The sequence below is a fragment of the Lysinibacillus sp. BPa_S21 genome (genome assembly GCF_023337795.1).
In the GTDB taxonomy this organism is placed as follows: domain Bacteria; phylum Bacillota; class Bacilli; order Bacillales_A; family Planococcaceae; genus Lysinibacillus.
In genome coordinates, this window is sequence record NZ_JALIRS010000002.1 from 529546 (window position 1) to 543903 (window position 14358).

The window sequence follows — 14358 nt, forward strand, 5'->3', positions numbered from 1 at the left end:
CACTCCGCTTTCGTTTCGTACATTGTCATATTATTAAATTCTTCCCTCATGACGGAAACACCAGCACATGATAAAATATAACGCTAGAGGAGTGAAACAAATGACAGAAACAAACTTTCCTTTTCCTTCAGATGGGAAAAGATATTATACATGGAATCGTTATTTACGTGAGCAATTTGGTCATAAAGTTTTTAAAGTAGCACTAGACGCAGGCTTTGACTGCCCAAATCGTGATGGTACCGTTGCCTTTGGAGGATGTACGTTTTGTAGTGCTGCCGGTTCAGGTGATTTCGCAGGTAACAAAGTGGATCCTATCGAGGTACAATTTGCTGAAATTCGTGACAAAATGCATCAAAAATGGAAGGACGGCAAATACATGGCCTACTTCCAAGCATATACAAATACACATGCCCCGCTACCTGTATTAAAAGAAAAATTTGAGGCAGCATTGGCTCAAGAGGGTGTTGTTGGTTTATCAATCGCAACTCGCCCAGATTGTCTGCCAGATGATGTCGTTGAATACTTAGCTGAATTAAACGAGCGCACCTATTTATGGATTGAGCTCGGCCTTCAAACTGTGCATGAAAAAACAGCAAATCTTATCAACCGTGCCCACGATTATGCAACATATGTTGAAGGTGTTGAAAAGCTACGCAAGCACGGCATTCGCGTATGCTCGCATATTATTAATGGTCTCCCACTTGAAGACTATGACATGATGATGGAAACTGCTCGTGAAGTCGCAAAGCTTGATGTACAAGGCATTAAAATTCATTTACTGCACCTTTTAAAAGGTACACCAATGGTGAAGCAATATGAAAAGGGTATGTTAGAATTTTTAGATCAGGAAGTTTATACAAAGCTAGTAGCAGATCAGCTTGAAATTTTACCACCAGATATGGTTATTCATCGTATTACAGGAGATGGACCAATTGATTTAATGATTGGGCCGATGTGGAGCGTTAATAAATGGGAAGTTTTAAATGGAATTGATGCTGAACTTGAACGCCGTGGAAGCTGGCAAGGGAAATTTTATAAAGCTGAGGTTGCCAAATGAAGCTACAACGTGTTTTACAATATGCACAGCAGCTAATAAAAGATGCAGTTGAAGAGGGCGACACTGTAGTGGATGCCACTGCAGGGAACGGCCATGACACATTATTTTTAGCACAGCTTGTCGGCGATGAAGGTCAAGTGTACGCATTTGATGTTCAAAAGAGCGCTGTGGATGCAACTCTCCATCGCCTTTTAGATAATGGATTAGAGCACCGTGCACTTGTTTTACATAGGGGGCATCAAGAAGTCGCCAACTATGTTCACAAGCCGGTAGCTGCTGCCATTTTCAATCTTGGATACTTGCCTGGCAGTGATCACGACATCGTCACACAACCAAATACAACGATTCAAGCAATTGAAGATTTGCTAAAGCTGCTCAAAATCGGTGGACTTATTGTCCTTGTCATTTATCACGGTCATCCGGGTGGCAAGGAAGAACGAGATGCAGTGATAGAATATGTTAGTCAACTTCCCCAAAAATATGTCCATGTATTAAAATACGAGTTTCTAAATCAACAAAATGACCCTCCCTTTGTGATTGCTTTAGAAAAAATGAAAGATTATTCATTAAGTTAGTTAGATTGTTTCCATATTCAATAATGCCTCGGGGCATTATTGCGTCCAGAATGTTCTTCTTTTAGCAGATGTTTGGACACCTGCTGAAAAGTGACTTAAAACCGCATTTTCTCACCACTTTTAGAGATGGGAGACTTCTGCTAAAAGAAGTTAAATTTATATAAGGCATGATTCCAATAGCTATTGGAATCATGCTTTTTTAGTAAAAAGAAAATATCCCCCGATGGCGCGGGGGATAGGAAGGAGTACTTAATTATTACTTTCATGTCAAATTACCTTTATTAACTTAGCTTAGTTAGATTTTAAAAGTGTTTGTTGTTTCATTGCATCCACATATCGCTGATTGACTTTATCCCAATCGACAGTATTCCACCAATTCGTAACAAATTCAGGTCGACGATTTTGATATTTCAAATAATAGGCATGCTCCCATACATCAATAACGAGTAAAGGAATTTTCCCTTCTTTTAAAGGTGTGTCTTGGTTAGCAGTACTCATAATGGATAATTGTTCGCCATCTAGCACTAGCCAGCCATATCCACTACCAAAGCGGGAAATCGCTGCTTTAGAAAGCTGATCCTGAAAATGATCGAACGTTTGAAAATAATAATCAATCGCCTTTCCAACATCAGCATTTGCTTCACCACCGCCACTGGGACTCATCAATTCCCAAAATAAACTGTGGCAATAGTGACCTCCACCATTATTTTGTACAGCTGTTTGTATGTCAGCTGGAAGCGAATCAAGGTTGCTTAATAAATCTTCCAACGACTTATTTTGTAAATCCTGATGATCTTCTAAGGCCACATTTAAATTATTTACATACGTAGCATGATGCTTAGAATGATGTATTTCTAACGTTCTAGCATCGATATATGGCTCCAACTGATCATAATCATATGATAGTTTCGGTAAATGGAACACAGTCATTTTTTCACCCCCTCCCAGAATGTTTCTTAAAGGAAAATTAATTTCCTTCAGACAAAATATACCTTCTTTTTCTATTGCCGTCAATAAAAATTTTATTTTCTTTTTTAGCTCTTTACCGAAATATGTAAACGACTGAACGGGAAACAAGAACAGAGTATTAATCTTTTTTATTGCCCATCGCCAAAAGTTGTGGATGACACTTATTAAAACATATGCTTTGTATATAAGTTGATTGGAGTGGAGGCTGGGCGACTCCTTGGGGATTAGCGATAGGGGAACGAAAGCTAAAATCATCACATCCTGTGATAACGCCTTCGTAACCAACATCGATGCTGTTGCTGACGCTCCGCTTTCGCACATATGAAAACCTTTTGCTGCAGCTACGTTAGCACTATGCTTTCGCGCAAAAGACATCTGTTGGCCCGACGCCCCCAGGAAGCTCTGCTCTGCGCGAAAGCGAAGTGGCGCCCAGTCGGAACAGAAATCAACCACACGTTATGATGATGAGCCTTTTTTATAGAAATAAAAAAGCTATCTAATAGAATATTAAAATCTATTAGATAGCTTTCTCTTTATTGTCTATTTATTTTTACGTTTTTCATTATAATCTATCCAGAAATCTGCACCTTTAATGCCTAGTTTACGAGGATCAAAAACAGGATCTTTTCCTTCCTTTTTCTGTTTCTCATAGTCCTTTAATGCAACTATGGCAGGCTTCATTATAATTAAAATCGCTAAAACGTTAATCCAAACCATTAGTCCTAACCCAACATCCCCCATTGCCCAAGCAAGATCGGATGTGCGGATTGTACCATAAAATGCAGAAACTAAAATTGCAATTTTAGCCAGCCATATGACGACTTTTTCTGAAGTGCCGGAGAATAAATAAGCCACGTTTGTTTCGGCAATGTAGTAATACGCCATGATTGTCGTAAAAGCAAAGAAGAATAATGCAATCGCTACGAATGGTCCACCAAAACCTGGTAATGAAGAATCAACTGCATATTGTGTGTATGCTGCACCTTCTTTAATACTTTTCGCAAATGTGATTTGCTCTTCCCCAGTTAATCCACCTTTATTGAATTCACCAACATAAACGTATGGATCAGTACCTTCTGCTGCTTTTTCATCTTGTACATTAAACATACCTGTAAATAAAATCATAAATGCTGTAGCTGAACAAATTAATAGAGTATCAATATACACAGAAGCTGCTTGGACGATACCTTGTTTAGCAGGATGTGATACTTCTGCTGCTGCCGCCGGATGCGCTCCTGTTCCTTGACCTGCTTCATTTGAATAAATGCCGCGTTTAACCCCCCATGCAATGGCGGAGCCTATAATACCACCAAAGATTTCTTGCGCGCCAAATGCACTAGAAAAAATTAATGAGATGACAGCTGGTACTTCTTTAATATTCATTGCAATAATGATGATGGCCATCAGAATATATGCTAATGCCATAAACGGTACAATGATCTGTGCAGCATTGGCAATCCATTTAATCCCACCGATAATAATAGCACCTAATAATACAACAATAATAAGTCCTGTAATCCAAGTCTTAACATCGAAAGCGTTTTCAACTGCTGTCGCAATTGCATTCGATTGAACACCCGGCATTAAAATTAACATGGCAGCTAATGCGGCAACAGCAAAAATAACTGCAAACCACTTTTGCCCCATTCCTTTTTCTATGTAAAAAGCTGGCCCGCCACGATATTCTGTATCTTTCTCTTCTTTATAAATTTGAGCCAACGTCGACTCAACGTAAGCAGTTGCTGCCCCGATAAATGCGATTGCCCACATCCAAAAAACAGCACCAGGTCCCCCCATCCCGATTGCTGTAGCAGTACCGGCAATATTACCTGTACCTACCCGTCCAGATAATGCGATAGACATCGCTTGGAAAGATGAAATCCCCTTTTCCGACTTTTCACCTTTAAACATTAAAACAAACATATCTTTAATGTGTCTTACTTGTAGGAACCTTGTAATGATTGAAAAAAAGAGCCCAATTAACAAAATGCCATAAATAAACCAAGGTCCCCATAAAATCTCATTAATTTTCCCAACGATTGTTTCCATTTTACCCCTCCAATTTAAAAAAACTTACTTCAAGTCATTATAGTATTACACTTTTCAGAAAATTACAACATTATATTCAAGTAACAAAAAGTTAGTAATTTTCTAGTTAATTGGAGAGGTAAATCACTATTCAATTATATAGCCAATTCTTCGAAGCGCATTGTTAATGAAATCACGTATATAAACAAAAATCTCGTCACGCTCTACTTCATGGAATAGATTGTGATAACAGTTTGCCCATTCTTTGAATTGAAACTCTGTAAATTCCATCTGATGTAGCCAATTACGCGTTTGTTTAGTTTCAGTAATATTATCTTTTTCAGCTGTCATCACTAACATCGGCATATTAGGGAATTCAGCCTTAGGCAACAACACTAAATTGCGCATCATTTGCTGTAGCTCTCGGTACCATTTCACTGAAACGACTGACGAAAAAGGGACCTCATCCTTCATTTCATCTTTACCTTCTAAACTACGCGTTAAAGACTCTAATGTGATTTCATGAGTCAGTTTCACATTTGCCGTCAGGGCACTTAAACTAGTTAAAGCATTTGATAGTTTACCTGGCAAAAGCTTTAAATGAAGCCACGGTGAAGTTAAAATAATTCCCGCACATTCATATTTTCGTTTTTGCATGGTATGTAGTATTAGTGTTGCACCAAGCCCATGTCCTATTAAAAAGACAGGTAAATTATACGAAAAAGCTTTCTCCATTAGATGCCTTGTATATTTGTTGTATTCTTTAAAATCTTCATCGTGAACACGAGAAAACCCTATATTTACTCCATGATTAGGTAAATCCCCCATGACTATGTGGAAGCCTTCCAACCTAAGTTTTTCTATTAGCCATGCATACCAACGGTGATTTTCATATGCACCATGAAGAATAGCAACCACAGCCTTTGCTTGTCCATCAGCTTCCCATTTCCACATTTCACACAGTCCTCCTAAAAAATAATTACACATTGATTATATCTGAATATCTTGATCATTTTAATTTTATATTTCCATCAAGTTGTGTATTTGATACGATAATATTACATCATAGAAAGAAAAGAGGCGATTCTAATGATCTATCCATTTAAAGGGAAAACACCAAATATCGATCCTTCTGTTTTTATTGCCGATTATGCAACCGTTACTGGTGACGTTACAATAGGTGCTGAAACAACAATTTGGTTTAACACAGTTATTCGTGGGGATGTATCACCAACAATTATCGGAAAAAGAGTTAGTATTCAAGACCTCTGTTGCTTGCATCAAAGCCCAAAATATCCACTAATTATTGAAGATGAAGTAACAGTAGGACATCAAGTAACTTTACATAGCTGTACGATTCGAAAAAAAGCCCTAATAGGTATGGGCTCAATAGTTTTAGATGGAGCGGAGATTGGAGAGGGTGCATTCATTGGGGCAGGTAGCCTTGTACCTCCAGGAAAAGTCATTCCTCCAAATAGCTTAGCACTTGGTCGGCCCGCAAAGGTTGTAAGAGAATTAAATGAAGAAGATAAAGAAGATATGGAACGCATCATACGTGAATATGTAGAAAAAGGCCAATACTATAAATCTCTTCAACCAAAACATTAATAGCTATTTCTAAACTAAGTAGCTCCACGTTTGCTTGGGCAACCGAGCCATCCATGATTAGGAGTAGGAGTTTATTTTTTTTCGTAAAAAAAAACAGCGAAAGGGGCTTACAATGTTGAGCCCCTTTCTGTATTAGTATTTTAATATAGTTTCCTAGCTACTTCATCACTTTAGCTGAATAGTTTATAAACCTGCTTTTTCTTTTAATGCGTCAGCTTTGTCAGTTTGTTCCCAAGGTACATTTAAATCAGTACGACCAAAATGACCATATGCTGCAGTTTGCTTATAAATTGGGCGACGAAGGTTAAGCATTTTAATAATCCCAGCAGGGCGTAAATCAAATAAGTCGCGTACCCATTTTACAATTTCACTTTCCGTAACTCTTCCTGTCCCAAATGTATCAACAGCAATAGATACAGGTTGAGCAACACCAATCGCATAAGCTAGTTGTACTTCAGCTCGATCTGCTAAACCAGCTGCTACGATATTTTTTGCCACATAGCGTGCTGCATATGCTGCTGAACGGTCAACCTTAGTTGCGTCCTTACCTGAGAAAGCACCTCCACCATGACGTGCATAGCCACCGTATGTATCAACGATGATTTTACGTCCAGTTAGACCAGCATCCCCTTTTGGACCACCAATGACGAATCGACCTGTTGGGTTGATGAAATATTTAGTATCGGCATCTAGTAATTCTTTTGGAACAACTGGAGCAATTACAAATTCTTTTAAGTCTGCTTGAATTTGCTCAAGCGTAGCTTCTTCATCATGCTGTGTTGAAATGACAATCGTATCAACGCGCACTGGTACATTATTTTCATCATATTCAACCGTTACTTGAGTTTTTCCATCTGGACGTAAATATGCTAATTCACCTGACTTACGTACTTCCGTTAAACGACGAGCTAATTTATGGGCTAAACTAATTGGCAATGGCATAAGCTCTGGCGTTTCGTTACATGCATAACCGAACATTAAACCTTGGTCACCAGCGCCAATTGCTTCAATGTCAGCGTCTGTCATTGAGCCTTCACGCGCCTCTAATGCTTGATCAACACCTTGAGCAATATCAGGTGATTGCTCACCGATCGCAACAAGTACTGCTAGATTTTCTGCATCAAAGCCATATTTCCCACGTGTATAACCAATTTCGGCTACAGTATCACGAACTATGCCTTTTATATCTACATAAGTAGAAGTAGTAATTTCTCCTGATACTAATGCTAAGCCTGTTGTTACTGTTGTTTCACACGCTACACGTGCGTTTGGATCTTCTGCTAAAATAGCATCTAAAATGGCATCCGAGATTTGGTCACAAATTTTGTCTGGATGTCCTTCTGTTACACTCTCTGATGTAAACAGTCGACGGTTTGTCATTTGGTTTTCCTCCTATTACTTTTACAAATAATATTTGCGAATTAATACGGTACTCATTACCCATGTCAAGTTCACTCCTAAGGAATTGAACCCTCAAGCCGTTGTTGCTGTCGCTACGTTTGCACTTCGCTTTCGCACAGTAAATACTTGTTGCTGTCGCTACGTTTGCACTTCGCTTTCGCACAGTAAACATTTGTTGCTGTCGCTACACTTTCGCACAAATAAACAGCTCTGCTTTTAACACGAGGATTTCGAAAGATCCGTCATTATAATAAGGAAAGGACTATATACTTACCTTTAATTCGTTTTTAACAATAAAAAAATCCTTTTCTCACGCTTACTTAACATGAGGAAAGGAATAATGACTTCGTAACCTTTCACTCTTATCGTTCAAGGGGTATCCCCTTGCATCAGGTTGGCACCAACGCATGTCGTGAAATAGTTCATGCAGGTTGCCGGGTTTCACAGGGCCTGACCCTCCACCAGCTCGGGATAAGAGTATCCGTTCAATATCTCATAATACGTAAAAGGTCGAACATTGTCAAATATTTTTCACTTATGCACTACCGCTATGTCTGCACTACGCTTTCGCGCAAAAAACACCTAAGGCAAGCACAAAGACATTCCTGGCAAAATTGCTGAGGCATAATTGTTTGTATTCATATAAAAAAACTATGAGATTTATCAAGAAATTAATTTGGATTATGCTGTAAATTTAAACAAAATAATCCCTACTCTCCACCTCACATCATGTGTTAACATATGTGTAACCCCTTACAGCATTTTTTGTAGCGAACGCAGAGCATCAGCTACAGAACATGTGGTGGATGAATATGATATTTTAGCCCCTTTTCAGTCGAAGACAAGCTCCAACTAAAAACACGCTAATTACTTCACATCCTGTGCGAACCTCATGTTCTAAACACAATTTTGCTGTGTCGAAAGTGAATGTGTGATCACTTAATATATATAGGGTAAAAAGCATGATCAAAACGAATGAATATACTTTTTGTCGTTTTCTTGAAAAGTAATAAAATCTAAAAAATAATTTCTTAATTAGTATAGATTATTTAAGCAATTGTGTTATACTATTTTTGAAATTAAGAAAATCTCCCTCAGACTCAAGGGAATACTATAAAAAAGGATGGTATTTAATCGATGAATTCAGTAGAAATTGCAAACGAACTGAAGGAATTATTAAGCGGCGGTAACATTAATGTTCAACTTTCAGTACCACAATTAGCTGAAAAAGCTACTTCTCGTGGTGAAGCTATGTTAACAGTAGATGGCGCAGTTCGTGCAGAAACTGGCAAATACACTGGTCGTTCACCTAAAGATAAATATACGGTAGAAGAAGAAAGCACAAAGGATAAAATTGACTGGGGTAAAGTTAACCGACCAATTTCTTCTGAAGTGTTCGATAACTTATATGTAAAAGTAGTAAAATATTTAAAAGAACGTGACGAATTATTCGTATTCAAAGGCTTTGCTGGTGCTGACAAAGATTCACAATTAAGCATCCAAGTAATCAATGAATATGCTTGGCACAACCTTTTCGCTCATCAATTATTTATCCGTCCAACTAAAGAAGAATTAGCTTCTCATGTTGCTGATTTCACAGTTATCTCTGCTCCTAACTTTAAAGCAGACCCTGTCGTTGATGGTACTGCTTCTGAAACATTCATCATTGTATCACTTGAAAAGAAAATTATCCTAATCGGTGGTACTGAATACGCTGGTGAAATCAAAAAATCTATTTTCGGTATTATGAACTACTTATTACCACAACAAGGCATCCTATCAATGCACTGCTCAGCAAACGTTGGCGAAGCTGGTGATGTTGCATTATTCTTCGGTTTATCTGGTACTGGTAAAACTACTTTATCAGCTGACCCTGACCGTAAGCTTATCGGTGACGATGAACACGGTTGGTCTGATAACGGTGTATTCAACATTGAGGGCGGTTGCTATGCAAAAACAATTAACCTTTCTGCTGAAAAAGAACCAGAAATCTACAACGCAATCCGCTTCGGTTCTGTTTTAGAAAACGTAGCGGTTGATCCAGAAACTCGCATTTGTGACTATGATGATGGTTCATTAACAGAAAATACACGTGTAGCTTATCCAATCCAATACATTGAAAATATTGTTGATCCATCTGTTGCAGGTCACCCAAAAACAATCATCTTCTTAACGGCTGATGCATTTGGTGTATTACCTCCAATCAGTAAATTAACAAAAGAGCAAGCAATGTACCACTTCCTAAGTGGTTTCACATCTAAACTTGCTGGTACAGAGCGTGGTGTAACAGAGCCAGAACCAGTATTCTCAACTTGCTTCGGTTCTCCATTCCTTCCACTTCCAGCAACAGTTTATGCTGAAATGTTAGGTCAAAAAATTGACGAGCACGGTGCACAAGTATTCTTAGTGAACACTGGTTGGACTGGTGGCGAATATGGTACTGGTAGCCGTATGAAGCTTTCTTACACTCGTGCAATGGTACGTGCTGCAATTGATGGCAAATTAGCTAATGTCGAAACAACTCAAGATTCAGTATTCGGTTTAAACATTCCAACTTCTATTGAAGGTGTACCATCCGAAGTGCTTAACCCTCGTGATGCATGGGCGGACAAAGCTGCTTATGATAAAAAAGCTGCTGAACTTGCTGGACTATTCAACGAAAACTTCAAGAAATTCTCAAATGTTTCTGAAGCCATCACTAAACTTGGCGGTCCATTAAAATAATTTACTAAGACAAAGGGAACGATTTCAATCGTTCCCTTTTTTTGTTTTGAAAGAATATTACCCTCTATTTCAAATAAAGTATGGCTCTTCAGCAAAGCGAGGGGTTGATTTCCGTGATGGTTTTAGCCTTCTTTCCCCTATCGCGACTACGTTTTAAAAAATGACATCCAACTTTTTAGTTTGAGCGGGACCTTTCAGGAGTTATCGCCCAACTTTTAAATTTTATCTACCAACTTTCATGTTTTATCTACCAACTTCTGAATTTTATCGACCAACTTTCACGTTTTATCACCTAACTTTTAATTTTTATCAACATCCACCTTCCGAAGAGCAAAAAGGGTTCACACACAAAACTGTGCGTGAATCCCTTTCTATAGCGTTCATTCTTAATCGCACAAATTGGAGTGGAAGGGCTACCTGGCGAGATCTGAAGCCGGACGTGACGCACTTAGCCTTCGTTCTTTTAGCGGAGGAAGCGGCTCGCCCACAGGAAGCCTTGCTCTGAAGCTACGAGTAGCCTGGAACGGAAATCTCCCCATTTAACATGTCCAACAATCCAAAGATATCTTTTTACCATATTTTTAACACTATAAAAGTGGACTTTTTAAGTCACTCCCTTTCCTATTCTTCCCCTATTTTAGAAAAGCCTACTTTCCATATTGTTAACTTTGTGTATAATTCATAATAGTAGTTTTAGGGGGAAATATATGAAAAGAAAATTTAAAGTGATTATTATCATTATCAGTCTTCTATTAGTATTGTTTGTTGGGGCCGGATTTTTTGCAGGGAATTATTTTTATAACCTAGCCTTAAATCCTAATACAGATAAATCCGCTGTGCTTGACGCTCCTCACAATTCCATTGCTGAGAGTCCTAAGGATGCGAAAGAAAAAGAAGAACGCGAAAAGTGGTTTAAAGAGAAAAACAAGGACTCTTATATACAGTCTTTCGATGATTTGAAATTACATGCCTATACGCTTAAAAATACAAATGAAACAAATAAATGGGCAATTGTTTTCCATGGATATTCATCTGAAGGTTCTCAAATGACAAAGTATGCTAAGCATTTTTATGATACAGGCTATAATGTTCTCGTACCTGATGCAAGGGCTCATGGAAAAAGTGAGGGTGACTATATTGGTATGGGTTGGCATGATCGGCTTGATGTAGTCTCTTGGATTAATAATGTTATCCATTCTGATAAAAACGCCGAAATTGTTTTGTATGGTGTTTCCATGGGAGGTGCTACAGTGATGATGGCCTCAGGAGAGGATCTGCCTGGCAATGTTAAGGCTATTATTGAGGATTGCGGTTATTCCTCAGTTTGGGATGAATTCTCTTATCAATTGCAAGCAATCTTTAATTTACCTGAATTTCCTATAATGTACTTTTCTTCAATTGTTACGAAGTTAAGAGCTGACTTTACACTTGGTGAAGCCGATAGCGTCAAGCAAGTAGCGAAATCGAAAACACCTATGCTATTCATTCATGGAAGTAATGATACATTTGTTCCATCTGAGATGCTTAACGAAGTATATGAGGCAGCCAATGTACCGAAGGAGAAATTTATAGTTGAAGGTGCCGGACATGGTAATGCTGAAAGCGTTGCTGGAGACGCTTATTGGAAAACTATTAATAACTTTTTAGCAAAATATATAAAATAAATAAATATCCTTTTTACTACCGTTTAGGTGCCTTCCATAAAGCACCTAAACGGTTTTTTCAAACAAAATAATGGAGTGCAATTTCTAGAAATAAATACTCTGGAAACCTTGAAGTATTTGTAAATCAATTTTATCTGCTTTTGTTCTCTGAATGATAAAATCTAATCCTTCTTTTGTGTTATCTGCAAATTTAGGCAATGCTTCAAGAGCATCTGTTAAAGGTTTGTTGAAGTTATCCCAATGTATTGGAATAATAAGCTTCGGTTGTACTTTCCGCACGGTTTGCTCATAATACATATTTTGAAAATCTTGAGCTTGAGCTCCTAATACTCCTATACCTAAAAATAAAACATCAGCATGAATGTCATTTAATGCCCCTTCTATATAGTTAGCACTTGGCTTAACAAAGAATGTTTTATTGTTGTGCGTAATCAAAAAATCGTATGAAGAATCTTCATGATAATCTAGAGCTTTTGCTGGTTGTTTAAGTGGTTCCTTAATTTTTTCTCCTTCGTCAAAGGTTGGTGAATGCTTCGATTGAAGGACAGTAACAGTAAAATCACCAAACGGCATAGCCGTATTTACTTCGTACACAGACATCTGTTTCATATTTATACCATTACCAAGTCCTATATTAATTGCGGATTCCGAACCATATACATGCGTCCCAGTTTGTTTAGCGATATACGCTAAATCTAAAGCATGATCATAATGTGTATGAGCGATAAACAATCCCCGAAGCTTATTATTTTCAATCCCCATTTTCTTAAAGGCTTTATTGACAGTATCTGCATCCGTTTTTACAGTACTGAAAGGCAACATATTTAATAAAGGCGGCCTAGAAATAAAACCATCAATCATTAATTGTGTGTGACCATCGTCAAATAATAAAGAGGATGTTCCTAAAAATGTGACCTTTATCTCACCTTGCTTTATTGTTTTTTGCTGTGTTTTTGGAGCGTAATATGCCTTGTATTGCTGAATATCTGCTGAAGGTGTAAAATACTTAACAAAGGTGGAAGCGAAGATCATCAATACGAATCCTATAATAATAATCTTGCTTCTTTTACTTATGTATTTCACATTACTCCCCTCTCATATTTTATTGACGTTTCATCCACTCACAAAGTGCATGTACTGTTGCTCTATTTTTAGCCGGTGGATACTGATGGGCATAGCGAAGATCATACCATGTCTCATATATTTTATTTGCATCCTTTAAATAGAATTCTAACTGTCTTGCATGTTCTATATCTACATTTTCATCACGATATCCATGAATGATTAATACTGGAGCTGTAATATGCTCTACCTCAAAAAGTGGTGTTCGCGTATCATAAGCCTCTGGTACACGATTAGGCGTTCCACCAATAACACGCTTCATCATCCTACGCATATCTGTCCGCTCCCAATATGTAGCTGTAGCATCCGATACTCCTGCCCACGTCACGACTGATGTAATATCTCTGCGTAAGATGGCAGTCCAAAGTGCCATAATACCACCACGTGAAAAACCAAAGACATGAATATTATCATTACAAAACTGTTTTAGCACGTCTACGGCGTATACAGCATCATAACGATCAGCTCCTGCAAACTCATCTCGACCTTCTCCACCACGATTGCCGCGGTAATACGGAGCAAACACGATAAAGCCTTGAGCTGCAAACTGTGCGACACGTGAAGGTCTAACCATACCAATACTTTGCATACCTCCTCGTAAATATAAAAAGCCATCATATGTACCCTCTGCCCTAGGCTCCGCTAGTAATCCCTTTACACGTAACCCCTGTGACATATACGTGATTTCCGTTAAACGAATAGCTGGATTAGGAGATGGATAAGGACGCTTTTCAACGATCTTACCATTGGTCATAATGCTTCAACTCCTCAAGCATTTTCTGCATACCTTCATCTTTCATATGAAAGCTTAAATTTGGGTGATTCGTAAATTCTTCATCCGTTAGCCAAGTCATCCCTGAAGTTTCTAAATCGAAGTCAATGTCCTCCTGCCCTGCAAACTGTGCGGTAAAGACCGTTTTACAAAATAAGATGTCATCATAAACTGCGTACTCTGCAAACCATCTAAGTTTTTTCACATGAACACCGGTCTCCTCGAATACTTCTCTGATCGCTGCCTGCTCCAATGTTTCTCCAGATTCTTGCTTTCCGCCTGGAACCTCAACACCGCGTCGTTTATGAATCGTACATAACCATTTATTTTCATGTTTTAATAAAACAAGTACATGCTTAGGCTCAATGTCTAATTCCCCTCTTTTAAAACTTAAATCCACTTGTAAACCATTTAAATCTGTAAATGAAAACATGCTCT

The 14358-nt window shown here is 38.2% G+C and carries 12 protein-coding genes and 1 riboswitch; of the genes, 5 read left to right on the forward strand and 7 right to left on the reverse strand.

All coding sequences use genetic code 11. The features are described from left to right. The first annotated feature begins 100 nt into the window (after window positions 1–100). Window positions 101–1057, forward strand: coding sequence for a tRNA modification radical SAM protein MnmL/YtqA (mnmL, locus tag MOK21_RS05725; RefSeq protein ID WP_223556943.1), 957 nt, complete (start codon window positions 101–103; stop codon window positions 1055–1057). Then, window positions 1054–1632 (forward strand): tRNA 5-(aminomethyl)-2-thiouridylate-methyltransferase MnmM, encoded by a 579-nt coding sequence (gene mnmM, locus MOK21_RS05730; RefSeq protein ID WP_249072994.1) that lies wholly within the window; start codon window positions 1054–1056, stop codon window positions 1630–1632. The genes mnmL and mnmM overlap by 4 nt, the downstream gene beginning before the upstream one ends. A gap of 291 nt (window positions 1633–1923) precedes the next feature. Here the strand turns inward: mnmM and MOK21_RS05735 are convergent, their stop codons facing one another. The 3 genes from MOK21_RS05735 to MOK21_RS05745 form a co-directional block, all read right to left on the reverse strand. Next, entirely contained in the window at window positions 1924–2562 is a 639-nt protein-coding gene (locus MOK21_RS05735; RefSeq protein WP_249072995.1) for a superoxide dismutase, read from the reverse strand. Window positions 2563–3141: 579 nt separating this feature from the next. Continuing rightward, complete coding sequence (locus tag MOK21_RS05740) at window positions 3142–4650, reverse strand: alanine/glycine:cation symporter family protein (protein WP_249072996.1); 1509 nt, start codon at window positions 4648–4650, stop codon at window positions 3142–3144. Window positions 4651–4776: 126 nt separating this feature from the next. Beyond that, a complete protein-coding gene (locus MOK21_RS05745; RefSeq protein ID WP_249072997.1) occupies window positions 4777–5583 on the reverse strand; it encodes an alpha/beta hydrolase in 807 nt (268 codons plus the stop codon). Between the two features lie 135 nt (window positions 5584–5718). Here MOK21_RS05745 and MOK21_RS05750 point away from each other — a divergent pair, with 135 nt between their 5' ends. Further along, window positions 5719–6237, forward strand: coding sequence for a gamma carbonic anhydrase (locus MOK21_RS05750; protein WP_249072998.1), 519 nt, complete (start codon window positions 5719–5721; stop codon window positions 6235–6237). A 183-nt stretch (window positions 6238–6420) separates the two neighbouring features. Here MOK21_RS05750 and metK read toward each other — a convergent pair whose 3' ends face one another. Further along, window positions 6421–7617 carry a methionine adenosyltransferase gene (gene metK, locus MOK21_RS05755; protein ID WP_249072999.1) on the reverse strand — a complete coding sequence of 399 codons (1197 nt, stop codon included), beginning with the start codon at window positions 7615–7617 and terminating at the stop codon, window positions 6421–6423. 380 nt (window positions 7618–7997) lie between these two features. After that, a riboswitch (SAM riboswitch) is annotated at window positions 7998–8116 on the reverse strand. 659 nt (window positions 8117–8775) lie between these two features. Between metK and pckA the strand changes: the two genes are divergently transcribed. After that, window positions 8776–10362: a phosphoenolpyruvate carboxykinase (ATP) gene (gene pckA / locus MOK21_RS05760; protein WP_249073000.1), complete on the forward strand. Its 1587-nt coding sequence runs from the start codon at window positions 8776–8778 to the stop codon at window positions 10360–10362. 707 nt (window positions 10363–11069) lie between these two features. Beyond that, window positions 11070–12026, forward strand: a complete 957-nt coding sequence (locus MOK21_RS05765; RefSeq protein WP_249073001.1) for an alpha/beta hydrolase — start codon at window positions 11070–11072, stop codon at window positions 12024–12026. An 84-nt stretch (window positions 12027–12110) separates the two neighbouring features. Here MOK21_RS05765 and MOK21_RS05770 read toward each other — a convergent pair whose 3' ends face one another. From MOK21_RS05770 to MOK21_RS05780, 3 genes are all read right to left on the reverse strand, one after another. After that, the gene (locus tag MOK21_RS05770; protein ID WP_283164631.1) at window positions 12111–13058 is read right to left on the reverse strand and encodes an MBL fold metallo-hydrolase; all 948 of its coding nucleotides are present in this window, start codon (window positions 13056–13058) and stop codon (window positions 12111–12113) included. Between the two features lie 70 nt (window positions 13059–13128). Next, the gene (locus MOK21_RS05775; protein WP_374110116.1) at window positions 13129–13905 is read right to left on the reverse strand and encodes an alpha/beta hydrolase family protein; all 777 of its coding nucleotides are present in this window, start codon (window positions 13903–13905) and stop codon (window positions 13129–13131) included. Beyond that, complete coding sequence (locus MOK21_RS05780; RefSeq protein WP_249073004.1) at window positions 13889–14353, reverse strand: NUDIX domain-containing protein; 465 nt, start codon at window positions 14351–14353, stop codon at window positions 13889–13891. Before MOK21_RS05780 ends, MOK21_RS05775 begins: the two co-directional genes overlap by 17 nt. Between the last annotated feature and the right edge of the window lie 5 nt (window positions 14354–14358).

Bases quoted from the DNA above. Each gene is read 5' to 3' on its own strand.
- metK (WP_249072999.1), bottom strand. From the start codon at position 7,617: ATGACAAACCGTCGACTGTTTACATCAGAGAGTGTAACAGAAGGACAT.
- MOK21_RS05735 (WP_249072995.1), bottom strand. From the start codon at position 2,562: ATGACTGTGTTCCATTTACCGAAACTATCATATGATTATGATCAGTTG.
- MOK21_RS05765 (WP_249073001.1), top strand. From the start codon at position 11,070: ATGAAAAGAAAATTTAAAGTGATTATTATCATTATCAGTCTTCTATTA.
- MOK21_RS05780 (WP_249073004.1), bottom strand. From the start codon at position 14,353: ATGTTTTCATTTACAGATTTAAATGGTTTACAAGTGGATTTAAGTTTT.
- MOK21_RS05770 (WP_283164631.1), bottom strand. From the start codon at position 13,058: ATGATCTTCGCTTCCACCTTTGTTAAGTATTTTACACCTTCAGCAGAT.
- MOK21_RS05740 (WP_249072996.1), bottom strand. From the start codon at position 4,650: ATGGAAACAATCGTTGGGAAAATTAATGAGATTTTATGGGGACCTTGG.
- mnmM (WP_249072994.1), top strand. From the start codon at position 1,054: ATGAAGCTACAACGTGTTTTACAATATGCACAGCAGCTAATAAAAGAT.
- MOK21_RS05750 (WP_249072998.1), top strand. From the start codon at position 5,719: ATGATCTATCCATTTAAAGGGAAAACACCAAATATCGATCCTTCTGTT.
- MOK21_RS05745 (WP_249072997.1), bottom strand. From the start codon at position 5,583: ATGTGGAAATGGGAAGCTGATGGACAAGCAAAGGCTGTGGTTGCTATT.
- mnmL (WP_223556943.1), top strand. From the start codon at position 101: ATGACAGAAACAAACTTTCCTTTTCCTTCAGATGGGAAAAGATATTAT.
- pckA (WP_249073000.1), top strand. From the start codon at position 8,776: ATGAATTCAGTAGAAATTGCAAACGAACTGAAGGAATTATTAAGCGGC.